The organism is Saprospiraceae bacterium (genome assembly GCA_016716185.1).
Taxonomy (GTDB): Bacteria; Bacteroidota; Bacteroidia; order Chitinophagales; family Saprospiraceae; genus Vicinibacter.
Genome location: JADJWV010000002.1, coordinates 295,315 through 317,479 on the forward strand (window position 1 = coordinate 295,315; position 22,165 = coordinate 317,479).

A 22,165-nucleotide genomic window follows, 5' to 3' on the forward strand; every position below is an offset into this window, starting at 1 on the left:
TTTTAATTTTCTTACCTTTGCACTCCATTTTTGAAAGCTAATGGTATTATAAGTATGAGTAAAACCAGGATTCTTTTCATAACCCAGGAGATGGAGCCCTATCTCGATCTCTCCGGAATCGGTTCTTTAATTCAAAAATTGCCAGCGTATGCACAGGACAGTGGAATGGAAATCCGGATCCTGATGCCAAGATTTGGAACGATTAACGAAAGAAGACACCGCCTGCATGAGGTAGTCAGGCTTTCCGGTATGAACATCATCATCAATGACGATGATTTTGCGTTGATTATCAAAGTCGCCTCTTTACCAGGGTCCAGAATTCAGGTTTATTTCCTGGATAACGATGAATTTTTCAAACGCAAAACTGTTTTTGAAGACGAATCCGGTAAATTATATGACGACAACCAGGATCGAATGATCTTTTTCTGTAAAGGGGCCCTTGAAACCGTCAAAAAATTTGGATGGCCACCCGATATTGTTCACTGCCATGGATGGATGACCAGTCTGATCCCATTTTATCTGAAGAGCAGTTATAAAAATGACCCTGTTTTTAAGCATTCGAAAGTGGTATTTTCGGTTTATGACCAGGAAATAGAAAGCAGTTTCACGGAAGATTTCTTAAAAAAGGCGGCGATCAATAATTTAAAACCCGAACAACTAACAGCATATAAAAATGGAACGGGAATCACACTCGATAAAGGTGCGATCCAGTATGCCGACGGACTGATTCAGGGAAGCCAAAATCTCAATGCCAATGTGATTTCCGCAATCCAGGCATCTGAAAAACCATTTATCAAAACGGAAGTTGAGGAATATTTACCTTCTTACGTCGATTTTTATAAGAATCTCGTTCAATAAGGCGTTACACTTAGAATTCTTCAATCAGATGAGCATTTTATCGAAGGGAAAATACTGGCTATTCGCACTGGGCAGTATGATCCTGTTGTATGGTTCCTGCAACGAATTTGATTCCTTCGGATCAGATATTCTGGATACAGGATGGCTGGAAGCGAAAGGCGATGAAATTTATGATTTTTCTATCGGACCTGCTGAACCGGATTCTATTGTCAGCTTTGCGGAACTTACCACCCTTGGTGCAGCGGGATTTCTAAATGCTGCTTTTCCTTTGGGTTCCATGAATGATCCTGTTTTCGGCCAATCATCAGCTGGTTTAGGAACGCAACTTCGATTTATCCCTACAAATAATCTGGATTTTTTACATAATGCGATTGATTCGATTGTGCTTTCATTGCGATTTGATACCAGCCTGTTTTACGGATCCTATGTGGACCCTATGAACATTTCAGTTTACAGGCTTTCAGAAGCATATGATCCACTAAAAACATACTACAGCACTTATACCTTGCCAGTTGATCAAAATACAAAATTAGGAGAAGTCAGAAATTATGAAGTCAATAAAAATGACAGCATAACCATCCGGGAGGATACCCTTGATAAAGTCTTGTTCCCTCAATTGAGAATTTCGATAGATACAGCAAAGTTTATGGGTATTTTGCGGACCTATCCGGATACCGTTTATTTTGTAAGTGATAGTTTTACCAAATTGTTTTTAGGCCTGGCCGTTATTTGTGAAAACGGCAATGGATATCTGTCTATATTGCCAGAACATGGTGATAGCAAACTTACTATCTATTATAAAGACACAACCCAGAGGCAAAGCAGAGTAGAACTTTTCATGAGCAATCTGGCTGTCAAAACACCTTATTATCAAAGAGATCCCGGGTCAACTGTAGTGAATCAGTTTTATAACGGAACCATCAGTGGCGATAGTCTGTTATTTATACAAGGTGCGGGTGGAAGAGATTTGCGCCTGAGAATGCCTTACCAAAATAAGTGGAATGGCAAATTCATCAATTATGCAGTTTTAAACTTTGAAGTGGCAGTTTTACCTGGTGACAATCTCGATTTATATAAATTGCCTGGTTTACTTCAGATTTTTGATATCAGTTCAGGTTCCAGGGTAGCCATAGATGATGTCATTTTGGGAACAGCCTCTCAAACTACATACAGACGTGTATTTGGTGGTTATCCTATAGTGGATTCAACTGGCAATCAGATCGTTTATCGGTACAAAATGAATTTAACCCGCCATTTTCAAAAAGCACTCCGAAAAAATGCGGATTTGGATTTGGTGATTTCTCCTTTTGCAAAACTTGAATCTCCGGCGAGATTGGTGTGGAATGGTCGAAACCTTCGCCCATCAGGGGCAAGATTGGAACTAACCTATTCAGAGTAAATTAAAAATACATTACATTTACACATAATATGTGTGGAATCATAGCATATCTTGGTCAAAAAAATGCCTATCCGGTTTTACTGGAAGGACTCAAACGACTGGAGTACAGAGGATATGATTCAGCAGGCATAGCTTTGCTCAATGGCAATCTGGATATCTTTAAAAAGAAAGGGAAAGTCCAGGAATTATGTGAATATACCGAAACTAAAAATCTTTTCGGAACAGTTGGCATGGGGCATACGCGTTGGGCCACACATGGAAAACCAGATGATATTAATGCGCACCCGCATTTATCGGGCAATGGAAGTCTGGCGATCATCCACAATGGAATCATCGAAAATTATGCGACCCTGAAAGAAGCCCTGTCGCGGCTGGGGCACAAGTTTACCAGTGAAACCGATACCGAAGTCCTCATTCACCTGATTGAGGAAATTAAAAAAAGAGATGAGCTGCCCATTGAAGAGGCTGTACGTAAAGCGCTCAAAAAGGTAGTTGGTGCTTATGCCATTGTTGTCATGGATAAAGATGATCCGGGTAAATTGGTTGGAGCCCGCAAATCGAGCCCTCTGGTTATAGGTTTAGGCGAAGGGGAGAATTTTTTTGCTTCAGACGCTACTCCCATTATTCAATATACCAATAAAGTAGTTTACCTCAACGATGAGGAAATTGCTGTCCTGACCAGAGAGAAGGGTCTGGAGATTTCAACCATTTCAAATGAAGAAGTACAGGAGCCACTAATCCAGGAGCTCGATATGAGTATGGATCAATTGGAAAAAGGGGGGTATGAACATTTCATGTTGAAAGAAATCAACCAGCAACCCCAAACCATTTCCGATTGTATGCGCGGAAGACTCAATGCCACGGAGGGCTGGGCAAAGCTGGGTGGTATGGAAGAGCACATCAATCGCATCTTAAAAGCGAATCGCATCATCATCGCAGCTTGTGGTACATCCTGGCATAGTGCCCTCATTGGTGAATATCTGATCGAAGACCTGGCCAGAATTCCGGTCGAAGTGGAATATGCATCGGAATTCAGATACCGGAATCCTATACTTACAGAAAACGATGTAGTACTTGTTCTTTCTCAGTCTGGAGAAACGGCAGATACACTCGCAGCAGCAGAATTGGCGAAAGAAAAAGGGGCCTTGGTCTATGGGATTGTCAATGTAGTGGGGTCGTCAATAGCTCGGATGACCCATGCAGGTTCCTACATCCATTGTGGCCCCGAAATCGGAGTTGCTTCCACAAAAGCATTCACCGGTCAGGTCACGCTTTTGACCTTGATGTCTCTGGTATTGGGACATCGCAATGGTTCCCTCTCCAATTCATACTATCATCAACTTATAGCAGAACTGGCAAGCATTCCGGATAAAGTTGGAAAAGTACTGCTGCTTAATGAACAGATTAAGTATTTGGCAAAGGAAATCCAACAAAACAACAATGCACTTTATTTAGGCAGGGGATACAATTTTCCCGTTGCACTGGAGGGAGCCCTGAAGCTCAAAGAGATTTCATACATCCACGCAGAGGGTTATCCTGCAGCCGAAATGAAGCACGGACCAATTGCATTGATCGATGAAAATATGCCCGTCATTGTCATCGCAACCAATGTAAGTTCCTATGAAAAAATTATTTCCAACATCCAGGAAGTCAAAGCAAGGAAAGGCATTGTCATTGCAATCGTTACGGAAGGAGATAAAGAAATCAAAAAAATTGCCGACCATTGTATTGAAATTCCATCAACGATAGATCCCTTGACACCTCTGCTTAGTGTGATACCTCTTCAATTGTTGTCTTATCACATTGCTGTATTGAGGGAATGCGATGTGGATCAACCAAGAAATTTAGCAAAATCTGTTACCGTAGAATAAATTTATGAATCGATTCGAAGACGTTCAATTCAGTTACAACACTTCACAAGTAGAACTGATCATGCCAGAATACGGCAGAAATATTCAAGACATGATCCTTCATTGTAAGTCTATCGAAAATCCTGTATACAGGCAGCATTTCGCTGAAGCCGTGATAGACCTCATGCATATCATAACCCCTTACAATAAAAATATGGATGAGCACCGCACAAAACTGTGGCACCATTTTTTTAGGATTGCCGGTTATGATATCGATGTCATACCGACCAGCGGAATTAAACCAACATCCGATGATGACAAACTGAATCCTTCTAAAATCGAATACCCGGGGGGTACTGACAAATACAGACATTACGGAAATTATGTCAACCAACTCATCAAAAAAGCCATAGAACTGGAACCAGGGCCCAAGCGCGATGCATTCTCACACATCATTGGGTCTTACATGAAAATGGCTTTTAAAAACTGGAATAAAGAACATTATGTGAGCGATGATCTTATTAAAAACGACCTGATTGTGATGTCCGGCGGACAATTAAAACTCGATGACGATGTACAGTTTAATACCCTCGTAGATTCACAGTCCAGAAGTCAGAAACGGACTTTCAGAGGTTCCCACAAGCAGAATTACAAAAACAAAAAAGGAAGTGGGGGAAATAAACACAGAAATAACAACAACAACAGAAGACGCGGTTGATTATAAAATTCCCGTGTTCATCAGATATGCTCACTGATCAACAACAACAGCTGATACGCGAAGCTGCGCGTTCTTGTGTAGAAATTGAACGTGCTGTACTGGATCAGTTACTGCTAAGCCTGGATGATGAATTTATAAAAGTTATTGAAGCACTTTTTAACATGAAAGGCAGAGTAGTAATCACGGGTATCGGGAAAAGTGCCATCATCGGACAAAAAATTGTAGCAACTTTAAATTCTACCGGCACGCCTGCATTATTTATGCATGCAGCTGATGCCATTCATGGCGACCTGGGTATGGTCAAAAAAGAAGATGTCGTTTGGTGCATATCTAAAAGTGGGGAGACACAGGAAATTAAAGTTCTGATTCCATTATTGAAATCTTTGGGATCTCAATTCATTGGGATGGTTGCCCATAAAAATTCGACTTTAGGAAAGCATGCAGATTTTATTTTACATACGCCCGTTCCGCATGAAGCCGAACCCAATAATCTGGCTCCCACCGCAAGCACTACTGCACAGGTTGCATTAGGGGATGCTGTAGCTGTTGCATTATTGGCCCTAAGGGGCTTTACACCGGAAGACTTTGCAGTACTTCACCCAGGAGGATCTTTAGGCAAACAACTTTATTTACGGGTGAGCCATATGATCCCTTTGCATGGGAAACCCCTTGTTGAACCCGATACAAAACTCAAAGACGTCATCCTTGAAATGACCACAAAAAGATTGGGTGTTACTGCTGTTTTAGATAGTGCTGGAAAAATAATTGGGATTATCACGGATGGAGACCTCCGAAGAATGCTCCAGAAAAGTACGGATATCAGCAATATATGCGCAAAGGACATCATGAGCATGCAGCCAAAAACAATTGAGGCAGATGCTTTGGCAGTTGATGCATTTCGGATAATGCGCGAAAACAATATATCGCAACTGTTGGTGATCAACAATGATTGCTATGCCGGTGTTGTTCATATCCACGACTTGATCAAGGAAGGAATAATTTAATAAAGACATGTTTTTCCCCATAGGCGATGACAATGTAAAAGGCGGGAGTAAACCCTTGTTTTCCTACAGCCTTATTCTGATGAATGTCCTGGTATTCCTGTATGAAATTAGTTTGCAACATTACGAAGCAGAAACTTTTGTCATCGAATTCGGAAACATTCCATTAGAGTTGCTTTCAGGGATAGATTTGTTCACTGTATTTACTTCCATGTTCCTTCACGGAGGATGGATGCACCTCATCGGGAATATGCTTTTCCTTTGGGTGTTTGCCGACAATGTGGAAGCCATTATCGGAACCTTCAATTTTATATTGTTCTATATTTTGGGAGGAATAGCCGCTACTTTGATCCATGCTTTGTTTAATCCGATCAGTGAAATTCCCGTCGTAGGAGCCAGTGGAGCCATATCAGCAGTCATGGGTGCTTACCTCATTATGTTTCCAGCGTCGCGCATCCGCGTATTTATACTTTTTCTTTTTACTTCGGCTTCTGTACCAGCTTTGCTTTTTCTAGGATTCTGGATCTTGCAGCAAATGATTGCCGGATTCGGAACACTCGGACTTGGAACTGAAGAACAAGGCGGTGTTGCCTGGTGGGCTCATATCGGAGGATTTATTTTTGGGATCATCTGCGGTTTTATTGCAAGAAAAAATTACTCTGGCCGATACAAATATGTAGATGATTGATGTTAGTCCGTTTTAATGAATGAATTTTCGACCTCCCGATATAATGTCCATGATTATTTCTATTATAATATGCAATTTCATTTTATCGGGACGACCTTTCGATCTTTCGACCTTTCGACCATCACTCCTCGCTTTCAGCTTTATGCTTTCAGCTTCTCGCTTCCCGCTTTCAGCTTCCCGCTTTCAGCTTCTCGCTTTAAGCTTCTTATCCATGCCCACGAAATCAAGGTTCCAAACACATAGAGACTGCATCCGATTTGTGTTCCCAAGGTATATTCTACCAGAAAAGAAGTCAACAGGATCAATTGTACTGAAAAAACAAGCGGATGTTGAAACCAGGCTTTTTGAAAAGCACTGTGCCAGATAATTGATAAAAGGCTCAATAAGCCAAATATACCCGTAAATGCCCAGGTAAATATGAATTGGTTATGTGGTAATTTAAAATCAGGATGGTTCAGACATTCCTGATAGACATTGGCAGTTGCAGTATTCAAATCTCCCATCCCAAATCCAAAAAATGTTTCCTGCTTGATCATTTCAATCCCCATAACAATAGAAACCCATCGTTCGATATCGGAATAATTCAACCATTTTCCACGGCTGAATTCGCCAATTTGCCACCAACTGTAATAGAATTTTTGTTGAAGGCTTGGAAATATTTGAAAGCACATCAACATCACAACAATCAGGAGTGCAAGGGTTATAAACTTCGATTTCCAGTTCCATTTTGGAATCCCGAAAAGAATATATGCAAATAGGGCCATGTACATGGCGATCAATCCCGTTTTTGCGCTAAGCAAATGGTTAAAAGCGAAAAAATAAAGAAAGAGAATAAATATGGCGGCGTTATTGATTTTACTTTTTGAGTTTCCAATAAAAAATGCATGAAGACAAATCAACGATGAAATGGCAATCATCATGCTGTAACGAATGTGCGAAATATGGGTGACAAATGGTTTTCCTTTCAGCAGTTGTAAATTGTAGGTTTCAGAATGCCGAAAATAATCTGCAAGGATGAAAATCGAACTGCCAAAGCAGCTCAGGATAAAAATGAAAAGCACCCATCTGATAATCCAATTATTCAAATAGGGATGTAAAAGAAATACAAATGGTAACAGCAGGAAGGGGAGCATCATCCTGCTGAACCAAATCCAGTCTTTTAATTGGTCCGACCAATAAATACTCATCACATGTGCAGAGAAAAACAAGATCATAGATAACAGCAATGGTTCCTTAAAAACCTTTCCCAGATCTACCTTCCAGGTTGAGTTTAGGCTGGGTACAAATTTTGATCCGGTGTGTATGAAAGGGATCAACAAGCTGAGTATAATAACGCTATTTGAAACAAGAAATACCGACCAGCTGATACCCCAGGCAAACAGACTCAAGCCTACGAAAAAGATCCAATGACAGAGCTTCCAGTCAGCCGTATTTATTCTCCAATCAGACATTAGTAGCTTCATTACTTAAAATACCAGAGTTTGAGGTTTAACTTTGCCGCGAAAAATAATAAAAATGTCGTCAGACAGGTTTGCAGAAGTAGAACGTTTGATCGAAGAAATAAATTCTTTCGAAATTCAGGATACGGCTTCGATGGAAGCGTTCAGACTGCTTTATTTGGGAACTAAGAACAAGATCAAACCCCTTTTTTCATCATTGGGGCAGATAGAGAATGACAGAAAACGAGAGTTCGGGCAACTTCTGAATCGAGCCAAGACCCTGGCAGAGGAAAAATTTGAGCAATCTCAGCAAAGCCTGTCCGGCTCTACAGTTCAAAATTTGGAAATTCCGGATCTGAGTCTTCCGCCGGTTCAATTGAATAAAGGCAGGAGACATCCGATTTCACAAGCCATGGACAGAATTGTAGAAATATTTTCGAAAATTGGTTTTGAGGTGGTCGAGGATAGGGAGATTGAGGATGATTGGCATAATTTCTCTGCCTTAAATACCCCTGAAGACCATCCGGCTCGCGATATGCAGGATACATATTACCTGAAAGATTTCGGTGGATTGCTTTTGCGTACACACACCTCCTCGGTTCAATCCAGGTTCATGAGTCAGAATAAACCTCCCATACGCATCCTTGCTCCTGGACGGGTATATCGCAATGAAACTATTTCTGCCCGGTCTCATTGTCAATTTCATCAGGTCGAAGGTTTGTACATCGATAAAAGAATTTCAATGGCCGACCTGAAACAAACCCTGCTTTTTTATGCCCGCGAAATGTACGGTCCGGATGTGCAAATGAGACTCAGACCCTCGTATTTTCCTTTCACTGAGCCTTCTGCGGAAATGGATATTTACTGGGGGCTGAAAGACGAAACCGATTACCGGATCACTAAAGGCACCGGATGGTTGGAAATTCTCGGGTGTGGAATGGTAGATCCTGCAGTACTTGAAAATTGCGGAATTGATCCGCAGATATATTCTGGCTTTGCTTTTGGTATGGGCATTGAACGGCAGGCGATGTTGCAACATAAAATCCCCGACATCCGGTATTTCTTTGAAAACGATACCAGATTTTTAAACCAGTTTTAAATAATTTGGAAGCAGATCTGTCATGAAAAAAGCTACGCTGGCCAAAGGAACAAGAGATTTTCTGCCACTACAATCCAGGAGGAGGAAATTTATTTTTGAGACCATAGAAAAGCATTTTGTGCTGTATGGTTACCAGCCTCTTGAAACACCGGCCATGGAAAATCTGGAAACACTCATGGGTAAATATGGCGACGAGGGCGATAAACTTTTATTTAAAATTTTGAACAGTGGTGATTTTCTCAAATCAGTCGACGAAGAATCTCTAAGCTCAAAGGATGTCAATAAACTCGCGAACACAATCTGCGAAAAAGGTTTGCGGTACGATTTGACTGTACCTTTTGCAAGAGTGGTTGCCATGAATCAAAATGAAATTCATTTTCCTTTTAAGCGATATCAGATCCAGCCGGTCTGGAGGGCAGACAGGCCACAACGTGGGAGATACCGTGAATTTTATCAGTGCGATGCCGATGTAGTTGGATCCCGATCCTTGCTCTACGAAGCCGAACTGATTCAGATTTACGATAAGGTCTTTGCAGAGTTAGGGATACCGGTCAACATCCATTTGAATCATAGGAGCATTCTGGAGGGTATTGCAATGGAAGCCGGTATTCCGGAGAAGTTTATGGAAATGACAATTGAGATTGATAAATTGGACAAAACCGGACCCGAAGCTTTGTTTAATGCACTAAAAGGAATGGGAGCAAGCCAGGCAAAATGCGAATGGATCCTGTCTGTGCTCAATAATAAAAATCTCGATGATCTTTGTTGCAATGAAGTTGCAGACAAGGGAGTTTCGGAAATTAAAGAAGTCTTGGAATTTAATAAAAATTACAAGGGGCATAACGCATTAGTATTTGATCCTGCTTTAGCCCGGGGTTTAAGCTATTATACAGGTTGTATTTTTGAAGTAAAGCCCAATAACTTTCAAATGGGAAGTTTGGGTGGTGGAGGGAGGTATGACGATCTCACAGCAGTTTTTGGATTGAAAGGAGTATCCGGTGTCGGAATTTCATTTGGGGCTGACCGCATTTACGACGTTTTGTCTGAATTGAATTTATTTCCATCCAGGTTGGGTAAAGAGCCTATGGCCTTATTTTGTGCATTGGATCAGGAATCCTTGCAATGTGCATTTGAGCAAGCGGGGATATTGAGAACTGCTGGTATACCCGTAGAAGTTTTTCCCGAGGCCCAGAAGCTCAAGAAACAATTTCAACATGCCGAAAAACTAGCAGTCCCTTATGTTATAATTATTGGAGAAGAGGAAGTGAAAATGCAATCGGTAAACCTGAAAAATCAGTCCAATGGCGAGCAATCCGTCCTTAAATTTTCAGAACTCATTGAGTTTTTTGTTAAAATGCTGTAAAAATCCCTCCTGGATATAAGAAAACCAGAAAGTTCTACGCTATTAGCGGACAGACTTAAATACATATTAAAAAATATCTTTATATGTATTAACATTGTATTTAGGCTGTTAACTTTTTATTTTAAGCTTATATCCGTATCTTTGTGATCCTTCAGATTTTAGATATAACTTTTTTGGCATATATTTAGGGAAGTTTTCTAAAGCTGAGGAAAGAGAATTGGTATAATCCTTTTCGATCCATGAACAACATGAAATCCATTTTCAGTATTCTCATTGTCGTCGCATATTTCCAACATGCGTCATCCAATTCTGGAGTGGTTTCTTTATTTTCCATCGGTAACTTAAATAACAATCCTGCTGTTTTAGAAGACCTGATCATTACCAGGCTTGAAACGATGCAATGTCTGGTTGATCCCAGGACCGACGATGATGTCATTGACCAGGTAAAAAGATTTGTTGGAAGAAACCGCAGCAGGGCTCTCGAATTGTTGCATCGAACAGAAACGTATTTTCCACTTATTGATAAAATTCTTGCTGAATACGGACTGCCTAATGAGTTGAAGTATCTTACGATCGTAGAATCTTCATTGGTGATCAATGCAAAATCATATGCAGGTGCCGCCGGGCTTTGGCAATTGATGCCTTCAACAGCCAGAATTTTAAATCTCAGGGTGGATGATAAAATTGACCAAAGGTTGGATCCGGTTTTATCTACCCACGCAGCTGCCAAATATTTTAAGACTTTGTATGGGATGTTCAATGATTGGTCATTGGTACTTGCTGCTTACAATTGCGGAGAATATAAGGTCAAGAGGTTGATGCAGAATTCAAATAAAAAGGACTTTTGGAGTTTGCGCAGCAGCTTACCGCGTCAAACTCAATTGTTTATTCCGGCTTTTATTGGAGCTACCTATTTTATAGAGTTTTCTGAGGAGCATGAAATGATCATTGATGAAGAGCATGTTGAATCGAAAAGGCTCACCTTCGCAAAAATTTTTAAGGAAGTCCGTTTAAAGGACCTTTATAAGAAAACAGCGATTACATCAGAAGTATTTAAATTATACAATCCGGGATATAAAAGGGCTCTCATCCCCGCGAATGTAAAAGGTTATTATGTCAGCTTACCGGATAGTCTGATGGTAGAGTTTATTGATTTTTATACGTATAGCAATCATAGCAATAAATCCATGAGCGATGTTCAACCGCTTTTGGAGGCATCTTCATTATCCGACGCTCAAATCATTTCTTTTTGCAGACCTCAAATTAACTATCCCGATAATATTGGTATTGTACAGGTTAATGAGCATAGCGTCGATTATAATTTCGAGCTAAAATCTATCGACGAAATTCCAATTCCGGCCATCGAAGAACAACCTGCATATGTTTATCATATCGTTGCAGCAAGAGAGTCTCTCTACGCTATTGCAGAATACCATCAGGTCGATTTAGAAGACCTCATCAGTTGGAATGAAATAAAGCAACCAAATGCATTACTTACCGGCACCGTTCTTAAAATTCAGGTCGTACGTCAACCGCTTATAGTAAGCAATCCTTAAACAATTTGTCGTCTGGGCTCGAAGAAAATTAAGAAGCATATAAGCTCTCCATAGGTATAGTGCCGCTTCCATTTTTTGTACGAAGCCAATAACCATTTATGAAGTAATGAATTTCAAATGAACAACGGATAGCCGGATGAACTGAATTCAGTTTTGACCTTATACAATCAAAAAAAAGAGGACCATACCCTCAGTATGATCCCCTCTTTTCAACTAATCCCCGTAATTGTTTAAAAAGACGATTTAAGCTATTTCAATTGTTTTGTTGGATTTCTGCTCTACCACAGATTTAGGAATTGAAATATTCAGAATTCCGTTTTCGTATTTGGCTACGATGGCATCGAATTGAACATCCTTGGGTAATTCCAGAGATCTTTTAAAACTTTGGTAACTGAATTCCCTTCTGCGATAATTGTCCTTTTCCTCATTCTTTTCTTCTCTCTTTTCAGCGGAGATCGTTAATAAATTGTTCTCCATCTGTATTTTAAAATCGCCTTTTTCTAAACCCGGCGCTGCAAGCTCGAGCCTGAATTCTTTTTCGAGTTCGAGGATGTTCATAGCCGGAGTTTGGTTGCGAAACATGGATCCACCGTTTAGTTCACCAAGATTTCTTGAAAACAAATCGTCTACGATTTGAACGAAAGGAGCAAGAGCATTGAAATTGTTTCTCATATGATTAAAATTTTATGGTTAAATAATTATTTTACTTCAATTGAAATTTTTGAAATGGGCTTTTTTGCAATTTTAATGTAAAGCACACCTTGGTCGAATTTTGCATCAATGGTTTGCATGTCTAAAGCATCTCCAATTTTGAATTCCGATTTAAATTTCCGGTCCGCGAATTCGCGATGTTTAAAGGTCATCCCTTCCCTGGACATTTTTCGTTCTGCAGTTACAGTCACCATATTTTCTTCGATATGTAACTTGACATTTTCTTTTAAAACTCCTGGAAGTGATATTTCAATTACCAATTCATTTTCCAAAACGCGCTGATTCATCAGGGGCACATGAAAATATTCACGGTTAACCGGTGAATTTATTCCAGATTTTGCTGTGGTTTTACAGCTTTTGGGGGAGCAGGCATAAAAATTTGTGTACATCATTTTTAATATATTTTATAAACTGCTGGGATCAATTGTTGTACCAGCTGAGAAAAAATAATAATTTGTCACAATTCTTTAAATAATATATGCCATAATGACAATATATTACAAAATAAGATGACAATTTGACATTAAATAAATTTACCTAATTCCAACTTGGCTTAAATTTGTATTCAAGAAATTATTTCGCATGAAGATTCTTCCTAAACTTCCCATCTTGGCATTGGTGCTTTTGATCAGTTTTCAAAACGATGCATTCGCACAAGCTACCGGATTTGGCTTAAAAGCGGGACCTTCTATGGGCTTTCAAAAGTGGGGCGGAGGAAACCAATTGGACCCTTTATGGAGATGGCATGTCGCTGCATTTTTGGATTCTGAAAGCTCCGACGGTAAAAATATTTTATATGGACACCTTGGTTATCATGTCAAAGGGGCTGCCATCCGATTCAATGCCATTTACGATATTAATGGCAACCGATATCCCGGTGCAAGTTTTGCAATGGAGTTCCACAATCTTTCTTTTGAATTGGGCATGAAAAGATTTTTAAAAATGAAACGATGGAAACCATTTTATGCAGTTGGCCTCCGCGGAGAATATACCCTGAGTACCAAGTTTGAAGTTTATCCCGAATTGCAGGAATGGACCAAAAAATGGAATTACGGGGTAAGCTTAAGACTGGGTACCGAGTATGCAGCTAAAAAACTGGTTCATTATGGACTTGAACTCAACATAGCTCCCGATCTTTCCAAACAAGTCTATGTCCCAGCTGCCATCAGAAGAATTGATCCCTGGACCGGGCAGGTCATTCCCGGTTACGAACAATCAACAGTGAACACAACCATTGAATTGAGCTTTTACGTAAGATTTAAAAGGATCATCATTTACGAAGACGAATAAGGTGTAGGGTCCTCTGGGGGGCCGCTTTTAGAGCTTTCGACCACTAGTTTGTATAGGTATAAAAAAAAAATGGAGCCCAAACGGACTCCATTTTTTCTTATGAGCTTAAGATGCTTTTTACTTCTTCCAGGGAAGTTCAAGGACTTTTCTGGCTGCCAGGGTACCACAGAAATTTCCACTGTCGTAATCCATTCTAAAATGCACGCCAAGAGGCAAGCGGCTGTATGCATTTTCATTTGCGAGATCGCGGAGTGTATTAAAAGATCTTGCCCTTCCTAGAAAATCGGTTCTGTTGGCATGACAATTATCTGTAAAAGGATAACTTCCACCTACGAAGGCTTCGAGTACCGCAACACCGGCAAAACCAAAGGTTGAATGACCTGAAGGATATCCGGGAAATGGTGGCGTAAAGCCTAACCAGGGAACAGTCCAGTTGGGGTCGATAACTCTATGAATATAACTGATGGGTCTCTCCACGTTATATTTGTATTTGTTGTACCAGGAAATCACAGCAGCTTCATTGAGTGCTATACCCAACTGCGCATAGAGTACACAAGTTTTTTCTAGATCCATAGTTTCATTTTCTACGATCTGGTCAGCAATTGCAACCAATCTCGTCGGCGGACTGAAAGTCCAACCAACGCGGTCATCGCTCCAGAATTCTGCCATATGTTCCAAATCACCATTGGGCTCATTTCTAGCGAGATTGGAGAGGATATAACACTCCTTCGCATGCAGGTAATAAATGGAGCCTGTATCTGCACTGCATGGGAATGGCGCTACCAGAGCATCCATATCGCTTTGGTTTATGGCAAATCTTCTTACTTTTCCCCATTGTGGATAAAGTGCTCTGTCTGTAACAGTGAGGGGGTCTGTAGGAACCCATTCACATCCTTGAGCGTTGACGGGATCCGGATACGGGTTTAAATGGGCGTTGTGTCCTATTGGATCGGTAATCGCAAATCTCCAAATTGCAGCAGCAACTTCTTTGCCATAAGCCTCAGAATTAATGAGGATGGTTTCAACTGCATATTTTCTATAAATGGACCGGAGTTCTACTTCCTTGTTCTTTATCAAATTCATAAACTGGCGGTGATCTAAATCATTTCCACTCTTGTCTTTAAATTTGACATTTTCAAAAAATTTGTTCATCAGATATCCATAGGATGCATTGATTACCGCTGGCCAATACAAATTCTTTTGAACTTCCGGCAAATCGTTAATCCCTAATCTGTATCGTAACGACTGGTATTCGGGCATTCCTCCTAAACAGGCTTCGTATGCACTGAGGCCCAGGTAAGCTAATGCCCTCGGAGCAGGACCAGGTCTGAAAAAGGAAGCATATCGCTCTACCTCCATAAAAACATTGTTCCACTCGTGGTAAACTTCGCTATCCTGAGATTTTAGCAATTGATTGCCTTCTTCGACGACCTCAGATTTATTACAGGAAGCAAATGTCAGCAAAACAAATGAAAAGCTGATCAGCAGCTTGTTCATGAGACTTTTCATATAAATCAACCTTTAGTTAAGTTATGTAAGTTTAAGTTTGTTTGGATATCGTTTAAAATCAGAGCGAAATTACACTTAAATTTATAAATCGTCCGGAAATTGCAATTTTCCAATCGAACATTGACAAATATTCAAAAGATAAAATGTATGTAAATATTTTTAAATAAATATTTTATACATAGAAAAAATACTACATATGATTTTTACAACCATGCCGGACGATTTTTAATATATTTTTTTCTAGGTATTTGGAATGTCTTCTTTTTTGAATTTGTAGAGATTTCCCGCTTCAATTTCTTTGTATTTCTGAACCTGCTCCAGAGCATCGGGTACCACATCGCTGCAAATTACGATCAGCGAACCTTCGGTTGCACTTTCAATAGCATGAGCAATTGCATCGCTCTCTTTCTTAATCACCGTTAGCTTCGTCTCTTTTCCTGCTTTTTGGATACCTGCTGTGAGCATATCGATAATCTCTTTATCTGACTTTCCTCTCAGATTTTTGTCCTGCCTGATGATGATCTCATCAAACATTTCAGCGGCAACCTTTCCGATTCCTTCGTTGTCTTCCTGTCTTCGGTCCCCTATACCTGCAATGATTCCAATTTTAGTATGGGCGTCAATTTTATCCACGAAGTTTTTCAAAGCTTGCAAGCCTGCCGGATTGTGTGCATAATCGAGCATTACTGTAAAGTTTTTAAACTCGAACATGTTGAGCCTGCCGGGAGTTTGAGCCGGAGAAGGAATGAAAGTTTCGAGAGCCGTCTTAATATCATCCAATTCAAATCCATGTAAATATCCGGTCAACACGGCAGGCAATATATTTTGGATCATGAAACTTGCCCGTCCGCCATAGGTCAGTGGTACGTTTACAGCTTTAACCACACGGAGTTTCCATTCTCCTTTACAGATGGTTATAAATCCATTTTCATAAAGTGCACAGATCCCATTGTTTTTCATGTGTTTTTTAACTCTGGGATTGTTTTCATCCATGGAAAATAATGCTATTTTTCCTTTGTGTAATTCCCGCATGGCATAAACAAGATCGTCGTCTGCATTTAGAATAGCATAGCCATCGGGAAGTATGGATTCGACTACCACAGACTTGACTTTTGCAAGTTGTTCCAAGGTATGAATTCCTTTCAAACCCAAATGATCTGGTGCTACATTGGTGACAATGGCAACGTTGCAATTTTTAAAACCGAGTCCGGCTCTTAGGATTCCTCCTCTGGCTGTTTCAAAAACTGCAAAATTTACGGTAGGATCCTTCAATACGAATTCAGCGCTGCCGGGACCGCTGCAATCTCCTTTCATCATCAAATGATTCTGAATGTATATTCCATCAGTGGTGGTATAACCAACGGTATAACCCATCATTTTTACCATATGGGCAATCAGTCTGGTTGTCGTTGTTTTACCATTGGTTCCGGTGATGGCAACAATTGGGATCCTGCTGTTTTTTCCGGGAGGATAAAGCATGTCGATAACAGGTGCAGCAACATTTCTGGGCAGCCCTTCAGCGGGAGCCAGGTGCATTCTGAATCCGGGTCCGGCATTCACTTCAATTACGGCACCACCGGTCTCTGAAACGGGCTTGCTGATATCGCGGGTCAGGAAATCAATGCCACAAATATCAAGGCCTACTATTCTTGAAATCCGCTCTGCCATAAATATAGTACCCGGATGAACAATATCTGTGACATCGATGCTTGTCCCTCCGGTTGACAAATTCGCGGTATCTTTTACGACCAGAATCTCACCTTTATCGAGTATCGTATCCAGGCTGTAATTTTTTAGTTCGATGAGTTTACGGGTAATATCGTCGATGTTGATATAAGTCAGTACTTTTTCATGGCCAAATCCTCTTCTGGGGTCTGCATTTGTTTGATCAATCAACTGTTGAATACTTGATTTTCCGTCGCCAATCACCCTTGCAGCCAGCCTTTTTGCCGCAGCTACCAATTTGTGATTGATCACCAATAACCTGTAGTCATCGCCAATAATATATTGCTCTATGATTACCGAGTTGGAAATTCGCTTTGCAGAATGAAAAGCTTCTAAAGCCTGATCCCAATTGACGACATTGGTAGTAACTCCCCGGCCATGATTTCCATCAATAGGTTTAATGGCCAACGGATACTTCAAATATTCGACAGCTTCTTTGAGTCCTGCTTCCGTGCGAACAATTTCACCTTTTGGAACGGGAATTTCTGCCTGACTGAGCAAGTATTTGGTGTCCTCTTTGTCACCGGCAATATCGACTCCAATAGAAGAGGTGTTGCTGGTTACCGTAGCCTGTATTCTTTTCTGATTATACCCATAACCCAATTGACAAAGGCTGTATTTATTGAGTCGGATCCATGGAATTCCCCTTGCTACGGCTTCGTCTATGATGCTCGCCGTACTGGGTCCAAGCCTTTCCGATTCCCTTAACTCCCTCATTTCCTGGATATCCGCAGCAAGGTCGTATTCCTGGTTATCGATGATCGCCTGAGCAATGCGAACGGCAGCTTTCGCTGCATAAACGCCCACTTTTTCTTCGAGGTAATCAAAGACCACGTGATAAACACCATCCTCACCATAAGTCCTGGTTCTTCCAAATCCAACCTCCATTCCGGCCAAACTTTGAATTTCAAGCGCAATGTGTTCGACGACGTGTCCCATCCAGGTCCCTTCCGTAATTCGGAGAAAAAATCCTCCGGGTTCGCCAACCGAACACCGGTGTTCATACATCCCAGGTAAAAGGGCTTTCAACCGGTCCAGAAAACCTTCAATGGTGTTGGTGGGGCGCTGTTCCAATTCTTCCAGGTCAAGCACCATTACAATGAGCTTATGCCGTCTTACAGACCAGTAATTCGGACCCCGCATTACATTGATTTCCCTAATACGCATTTGTCTAAAATTATGGCTTTAAGGTAATAATTTTGTGTTATTCTTTGTATTACTTATACATTTGTGCCCATTCAGAAAGCGTTTGGCATGGATTATAAAGGAACACTTATTCCGGTGGGGGGGAATGAAGATAAGGGTACCGGGCTCAATGAAATGTACACGATGGATTTTATTGAACAGGGAATTTTATCCAGAATTTTAAAAGAAAGTGGAGGTAAAGATGCCCGGGTCGTGGTCATCACGAGTGCTTCTTCCATTCCTGTGGAGGTAGGCGATAATTATTGTAAGGCGTTCAGTGCTCTGGGATGTGATCAAGTGAACATTATCGACATTCGCAGGCGAAGTGAGGCGCAGTCCAAGGCTTATTATAAAGCAATAGAAGAGGCGGATTGTGTCATGTTTTCCGGTGGAGACCAATCGAAAATAACGAAATACCTGGCGAATACCAGTATCCACGAGTTACTCCATTTAAAATTGAAAAGAGAATCATTTGTGTTGGCTGGAACAAGTGCCGGGGCTATGGCCATGTCACTGCAGATGATATCCGGTGGCAGTACCTCCGATTCCATGCAAAAGGGAAATGTCCGCATGGCACTGGGAATGGGCTTTCTGGAACAAGGTATCATCGATACCCATTTTATTCAAAGAGGAAGATTCGGCAGATTGGCAGAAGCTGTCGCCAGGTTTCCTCAAATATTGGGAATAGGCCTCGCTGAAGATACCGGTATCGTTATTAAGAAAGGAAATTTGTGCGAGGTGATTGGATCGGGCATGGTAATCCTCTTTGATGCCAGGCAATTGAGTCATAACCGATACGAGGACTTGGAACCGGGAACACCCATGTCTCTTTCAAATTTAACGACGCATATTCTTGCAAACGGCGATAAGTTTAACATCAGAGAACGAAGTTTAAAGATCCTTCCCCTGAACGTCGCTATTTCGAATTAGATAGAAATTTTTTAAAATTTTTTAGGAGTCCCATGTAAACAGATACAAAAATGTTAATATATAATTGTTTTGAAACCTTGTATTTAGTCGCAATTAAATCATTCAATTAATTTAAGATAAATAAATCTTAATTAACCATCAGAAAATTTTTGTGATTGTACCCCCTCTGAATTCAAAAAAACCCCTAACTTTGTTTCTGGCACTTTAATAAGTTACTGATTTTTAATCCCTGATAATTGGTCCTTGTGAGTATGAAATATCCCTCCGTATCATTTGTATTGTTACTGATTAGTATAGTATTTATTCAGTGCAGCCGCGAAGAAGTAATCCAGGATTATTCCCTTGATGACAAGTTGACAAAACTGCTGGAATCCAATTCTGCTTCTGGAGATATCCGGGATTTTGTATTGGTAGATGGGGAAAATTTATCTGAAATTCCTAATCAGGATCCCAAGAATCCTCTGAATCCTACTAAAATTCAACTGGGCAAAATGTTGTTTCACGAACCGGCTATTGGAGTTCTGCCAAATAAGCCGGAAGGGATGATGACTTTTACTTGTGCTTCTTGCCATATTGCTGAAAAGGGATTTACAGCCGGAAGATTTCAGGGCATTGCAGATGGTGCTATTGGCTTTGGGCATTTTGGAGAAGGAAGGGAAAAATCACCCTTATATCAAGGACATGAAGTTGATGCGCAAGGGGCCCGACCGCTGCCAACTATCAATTTGGCTTATGTCAGAAATGCCCTATGGGCTGGTTCCTTTGGTTCTTTTAGCATGAATGAAGGCACAGAAGCCGTTTGGAATCAGGATACCTTGACGGCAGTCAATCATTTAGGCCTGGAGGGTCTGGAAGCTAATAATATCAGGGCATTACAAGTCCACAGGATGACGATGAATGAAAAAATGGCTACCGATCTTGGTTATAAAAAGCTGTTTGATGAAGCATTTCCAGAAATACCGGTAGCTGAAAGATATAATCTAATTACCACTTCATTTGCAATAGCCGCTTATTTCAGAAGCGTTACGACCAACAAAGCGCCGTTTCAAAATTGGTTAAAAGGCGACCTCACAGCCATGACTGAAACCCAAAAACGCGGAGCGATTCATTTCTTTGGAAAAGCTGGATGCGTTCGGTGTCACAACAGTCCATCATTAAACAGTTTTAATTTCTTTGCGCTTGGAGTTTACGATCTGTATCAAAATCCTTTTGGGGAAACATTCAGGACCGGGCCCACTGATAAAAGAGTAATAGGGCGTGGTGGTTTCACTGAAAGACCAGATGACTTATACAAATTTAAAGTACCCCAATTATACAACCTTAAAGACGTGGGATTTTACTTCCATGGTGCCAGTAAAAAATCCTTACGTGAAGTCGTTGAGTATTTCAACAATGCGGTTCCGGAAAATCCTTTGGTTCCCAAATCTCAGATCAGTGGTTTTTTTACTCCGCTTAAATTGACAAATAAGGAAATGGACGAACTTACCGATTTCCTTGAAAATGGCTTGTACGATCCAGATCTGACCAGATACCTGCCAGACCATAACTTATCGTTTTTGTGTTTTCCAAATAACGATGAGCTTTCCAGAAAAGATATGGGCTGTAATTAAATCTTGAAAATTATCAATTAAAGAGAATAAACTTCTCATTCCTTATACGCGAGCCCGATATTAAGCTAAGCCAATTATCAGCTTGCAATTTCTCTCTCCATTTTTATTTTAATCAATACAACAAGTCCATGGCTGTTGTAAACAATTCAAGTGAATTATTTTTTCACGTTTCTTTTTTGGTATCCCAAATGCGATCCGGATATAAACTTTGAAATGCGGATCCAATCCAGATCGAACTCAACGGAATGGCTATGTAAAACATTCTACCGAGATCGCCGGAGAGTAATGCCTGCAGCAATACCATTGGAAAAAAAGTCCAATACAACCAAGTTCCATGGCTGCAAATCATTTGGAGAAATAAAGATTTGGATTTCCAAAATGCCCAAAATATCAATAAGGTCCAGACTCCTGTGACTGAAAACAGTTCGTATAATCCGTGAGCACTGAATAAACGGTTTAATGAATCCGGAATCGTAGAAAAACTGGAAAGGATTTCAAAAATGCTTTGATCCCATTTTTGTTCCAGCCGCCAATCCCACCAGCTCCTGAAACCAAAAATAAACATTCCGGAAATCGCGATGTAAAAAATTCGCTTTCGGACAAGAAGCCAGGATGCATAGAGTAACACCGGTATAAAAAATATATATGCTTCTTTTGACCAGGGCCCAATGAGGATAGAAAACAAAACCCAAAATTCGCGCTTCGCAAGGATGCCATATAAAGCCGTGGTAAGAGCCAGCAAATACAAACTATCAATTAATGGAAGAGCTGTGATTTCCAGAGTCCAGCGGTTCGTTAAAAAGGATATCAATAAAATTGAATTCGACAGCTTGTTTAAAGAAAAAACTTCGCCGATCTTATAAATGAATATCGAAACAATAGCCATCAGCATGCTGTTGACCAGCATGAAGGAGAAACACAAACTGAAATTTCCTTCAAAATTCCAGGGCTGTATTTTAGAGAGCAAAGGCTGCAAACAGTAATTGACTCCTGCTGCCAACATCGGTATAATTACCCTGTATTTTCTAATTGGATTTTGATCCCATTCGCCATCCGCAAGTCCTAAATAACTTTGGATATCCGGACTCATCTGCATGGGGAAATACAACATGAGTGTAAATCCTAATGAGACGAGGATTAAAAAAGAAATTACAAAAATAAAGGCAGTATTAAATTGATCACTCTTCATAATTGGATCCCATGCTTACAAAAATAGCAAAGCTTAACAAAGATT

18 protein-coding genes are annotated in these 22,165 nt (G+C 40.5%); 12 read left to right on the plus strand and 6 right to left on the minus strand.

What is annotated here, in order from left to right:
• The first annotated feature begins 54 nt into the window (after nt 1-54).
• Genes IPM34_03040 through IPM34_03065 form a run of 6 tightly spaced genes read left to right on the plus strand, consistent with a single transcriptional unit; the run spans nt 55 to nt 6,514 of the window.
• Nucleotides 55-858: a glycogen/starch synthase gene (locus tag IPM34_03040; protein MBK8954517.1), complete on the plus strand. Its 804-nt coding sequence runs from the start codon at nt 55-57 to the stop codon at nt 856-858.
• A gap of 28 nt (nt 859-886) precedes the next feature.
• Nucleotides 887-2,257 (plus strand): DUF4270 family protein, encoded by a 1,371-nt coding sequence (locus tag IPM34_03045; GenBank protein MBK8954518.1) that lies wholly within the window; start codon nt 887-889, stop codon nt 2,255-2,257.
• Nucleotides 2,258-2,286: 29 nt separating this feature from the next.
• Complete coding sequence (gene glmS, locus IPM34_03050; protein ID MBK8954519.1) at nt 2,287-4,128, plus strand: glutamine--fructose-6-phosphate transaminase (isomerizing); 1,842 nt, start codon at nt 2,287-2,289, stop codon at nt 4,126-4,128.
• A gap of 4 nt (nt 4,129-4,132) precedes the next feature.
• Nucleotides 4,133-4,825: a DUF4290 domain-containing protein gene (locus IPM34_03055; GenBank protein MBK8954520.1), complete on the plus strand. Its 693-nt coding sequence runs from the start codon at nt 4,133-4,135 to the stop codon at nt 4,823-4,825.
• Nucleotides 4,826-4,851: 26 nt separating this feature from the next.
• Nucleotides 4,852-5,829, plus strand: coding sequence for a KpsF/GutQ family sugar-phosphate isomerase (locus tag IPM34_03060; GenBank protein MBK8954521.1), 978 nt, complete (start codon nt 4,852-4,854; stop codon nt 5,827-5,829).
• A 7-nt stretch (nt 5,830-5,836) separates the two neighbouring features.
• Nucleotides 5,837-6,514 carry a rhomboid family intramembrane serine protease gene (locus IPM34_03065; GenBank protein ID MBK8954522.1) on the plus strand — a complete coding sequence of 226 codons (678 nt, stop codon included), beginning with the start codon at nt 5,837-5,839 and terminating at the stop codon, nt 6,512-6,514.
• 140 nt (nt 6,515-6,654) lie between these two features.
• Here the strand turns inward: IPM34_03065 and IPM34_03070 are convergent, their stop codons facing one another.
• Nucleotides 6,655-7,977, minus strand: a complete 1,323-nt coding sequence (locus IPM34_03070; GenBank protein ID MBK8954523.1) for an O-antigen ligase family protein — start codon at nt 7,975-7,977, stop codon at nt 6,655-6,657.
• Between the two features lie 52 nt (nt 7,978-8,029).
• Between IPM34_03070 and pheS the strand changes: the two genes are divergently transcribed.
• The 3 genes from pheS (at nt 8,030) to IPM34_03085 (ending at nt 11,971) form a co-directional block, all read left to right on the plus strand.
• Nucleotides 8,030-9,052, plus strand: coding sequence for a phenylalanine--tRNA ligase subunit alpha (gene pheS, locus IPM34_03075; protein ID MBK8954524.1), 1,023 nt, complete (start codon nt 8,030-8,032; stop codon nt 9,050-9,052).
• Between the two features lie 22 nt (nt 9,053-9,074).
• Nucleotides 9,075-10,415: a histidine--tRNA ligase gene (locus IPM34_03080; protein MBK8954525.1), complete on the plus strand. Its 1,341-nt coding sequence runs from the start codon at nt 9,075-9,077 to the stop codon at nt 10,413-10,415.
• Nucleotides 10,416-10,663: 248 nt separating this feature from the next.
• Nucleotides 10,664-11,971, plus strand: coding sequence for a transglycosylase SLT domain-containing protein (locus tag IPM34_03085; protein MBK8954526.1), 1,308 nt, complete (start codon nt 10,664-10,666; stop codon nt 11,969-11,971).
• A gap of 243 nt (nt 11,972-12,214) precedes the next feature.
• Here the strand turns inward: IPM34_03085 and IPM34_03090 are convergent, their stop codons facing one another.
• Complete coding sequence (locus tag IPM34_03090) at nt 12,215-12,643, minus strand: Hsp20/alpha crystallin family protein (protein ID MBK8954527.1); 429 nt, start codon at nt 12,641-12,643, stop codon at nt 12,215-12,217.
• Between the two features lie 26 nt (nt 12,644-12,669).
• On the minus strand, nt 12,670-13,074 hold the full coding sequence (locus tag IPM34_03095; protein MBK8954528.1) for an Hsp20/alpha crystallin family protein: 405 nt from the start codon (nt 13,072-13,074) through the stop codon (nt 12,670-12,672).
• 190 nt (nt 13,075-13,264) lie between these two features.
• On the opposite strand from IPM34_03095, the gene IPM34_03100 reads away from it, so the two are divergent.
• Nucleotides 13,265-13,972, plus strand: a complete 708-nt coding sequence (locus IPM34_03100) for a hypothetical protein (protein MBK8954529.1) — start codon at nt 13,265-13,267, stop codon at nt 13,970-13,972.
• Between the two features lie 117 nt (nt 13,973-14,089).
• On the opposite strand, the gene IPM34_03105 is transcribed toward IPM34_03100, so the two are convergent.
• Both IPM34_03105 and cphA read right to left on the minus strand, forming a co-directional pair.
• The gene (locus IPM34_03105; GenBank protein ID MBK8954530.1) at nt 14,090-15,481 is read right to left on the minus strand and encodes a vanadium-dependent haloperoxidase; all 1,392 of its coding nucleotides are present in this window, start codon (nt 15,479-15,481) and stop codon (nt 14,090-14,092) included.
• A gap of 240 nt (nt 15,482-15,721) precedes the next feature.
• Nucleotides 15,722-18,373 (minus strand): cyanophycin synthetase, encoded by a 2,652-nt coding sequence (gene cphA, locus IPM34_03110; protein MBK8954531.1) that lies wholly within the window; start codon nt 18,371-18,373, stop codon nt 15,722-15,724.
• 87 nt (nt 18,374-18,460) lie between these two features.
• Between cphA and IPM34_03115 the strand changes: the two genes are divergently transcribed.
• Both IPM34_03115 and IPM34_03120 read left to right on the plus strand, forming a co-directional pair.
• Nucleotides 18,461-19,321, plus strand: a complete 861-nt coding sequence (locus IPM34_03115; GenBank protein MBK8954532.1) for a cyanophycinase — start codon at nt 18,461-18,463, stop codon at nt 19,319-19,321.
• A 251-nt stretch (nt 19,322-19,572) separates the two neighbouring features.
• A complete protein-coding gene (locus IPM34_03120; GenBank protein ID MBK8954533.1) occupies nt 19,573-20,931 on the plus strand; it encodes a hypothetical protein in 1,359 nt (452 codons plus the stop codon).
• Nucleotides 20,932-21,094: 163 nt separating this feature from the next.
• On the opposite strand, the gene IPM34_03125 is transcribed toward IPM34_03120, so the two are convergent.
• Nucleotides 21,095-22,120, minus strand: coding sequence for a hypothetical protein (locus IPM34_03125; protein ID MBK8954534.1), 1,026 nt, complete (start codon nt 22,118-22,120; stop codon nt 21,095-21,097).
• Between the last annotated feature and the right edge of the window lie 45 nt (nt 22,121-22,165).

Excerpts from the sequence above, each read along its gene's own strand:
- IPM34_03040 (MBK8954517.1), top strand. The coding sequence starts at position 55 with ATGAGTAAAACCAGGATTCTTTTCATAACCCAGGAGATGGAGCCCTAT.
- IPM34_03045 (MBK8954518.1), top strand. The coding sequence starts at position 887 with ATGAGCATTTTATCGAAGGGAAAATACTGGCTATTCGCACTGGGCAGT.
- glmS (MBK8954519.1), top strand. The coding sequence starts at position 2,287 with ATGTGTGGAATCATAGCATATCTTGGTCAAAAAAATGCCTATCCGGTT.
- IPM34_03055 (MBK8954520.1), top strand. The coding sequence starts at position 4,133 with ATGAATCGATTCGAAGACGTTCAATTCAGTTACAACACTTCACAAGTA.
- IPM34_03060 (MBK8954521.1), top strand. The coding sequence starts at position 4,852 with ATGCTCACTGATCAACAACAACAGCTGATACGCGAAGCTGCGCGTTCT.
- IPM34_03065 (MBK8954522.1), top strand. The coding sequence starts at position 5,837 with ATGTTTTTCCCCATAGGCGATGACAATGTAAAAGGCGGGAGTAAACCC.
- IPM34_03070 (MBK8954523.1), bottom strand. The coding sequence starts at position 7,977 with ATGAAGCTACTAATGTCTGATTGGAGAATAAATACGGCTGACTGGAAG.
- pheS (MBK8954524.1), top strand. The coding sequence starts at position 8,030 with ATGTCGTCAGACAGGTTTGCAGAAGTAGAACGTTTGATCGAAGAAATA.
- IPM34_03080 (MBK8954525.1), top strand. The coding sequence starts at position 9,075 with ATGAAAAAAGCTACGCTGGCCAAAGGAACAAGAGATTTTCTGCCACTA.
- IPM34_03085 (MBK8954526.1), top strand. The coding sequence starts at position 10,664 with ATGAAATCCATTTTCAGTATTCTCATTGTCGTCGCATATTTCCAACAT.
- IPM34_03090 (MBK8954527.1), bottom strand. The coding sequence starts at position 12,643 with ATGAGAAACAATTTCAATGCTCTTGCTCCTTTCGTTCAAATCGTAGAC.
- IPM34_03095 (MBK8954528.1), bottom strand. The coding sequence starts at position 13,074 with ATGATGTACACAAATTTTTATGCCTGCTCCCCCAAAAGCTGTAAAACC.
- IPM34_03100 (MBK8954529.1), top strand. The coding sequence starts at position 13,265 with ATGAAGATTCTTCCTAAACTTCCCATCTTGGCATTGGTGCTTTTGATC.
- IPM34_03105 (MBK8954530.1), bottom strand. The coding sequence starts at position 15,481 with ATGAAAAGTCTCATGAACAAGCTGCTGATCAGCTTTTCATTTGTTTTG.
- cphA (MBK8954531.1), bottom strand. The coding sequence starts at position 18,373 with ATGCGTATTAGGGAAATCAATGTAATGCGGGGTCCGAATTACTGGTCT.
- IPM34_03115 (MBK8954532.1), top strand. The coding sequence starts at position 18,461 with ATGGATTATAAAGGAACACTTATTCCGGTGGGGGGGAATGAAGATAAG.
- IPM34_03120 (MBK8954533.1), top strand. The coding sequence starts at position 19,573 with ATGAAATATCCCTCCGTATCATTTGTATTGTTACTGATTAGTATAGTA.
- IPM34_03125 (MBK8954534.1), bottom strand. The coding sequence starts at position 22,120 with ATGAAGAGTGATCAATTTAATACTGCCTTTATTTTTGTAATTTCTTTT.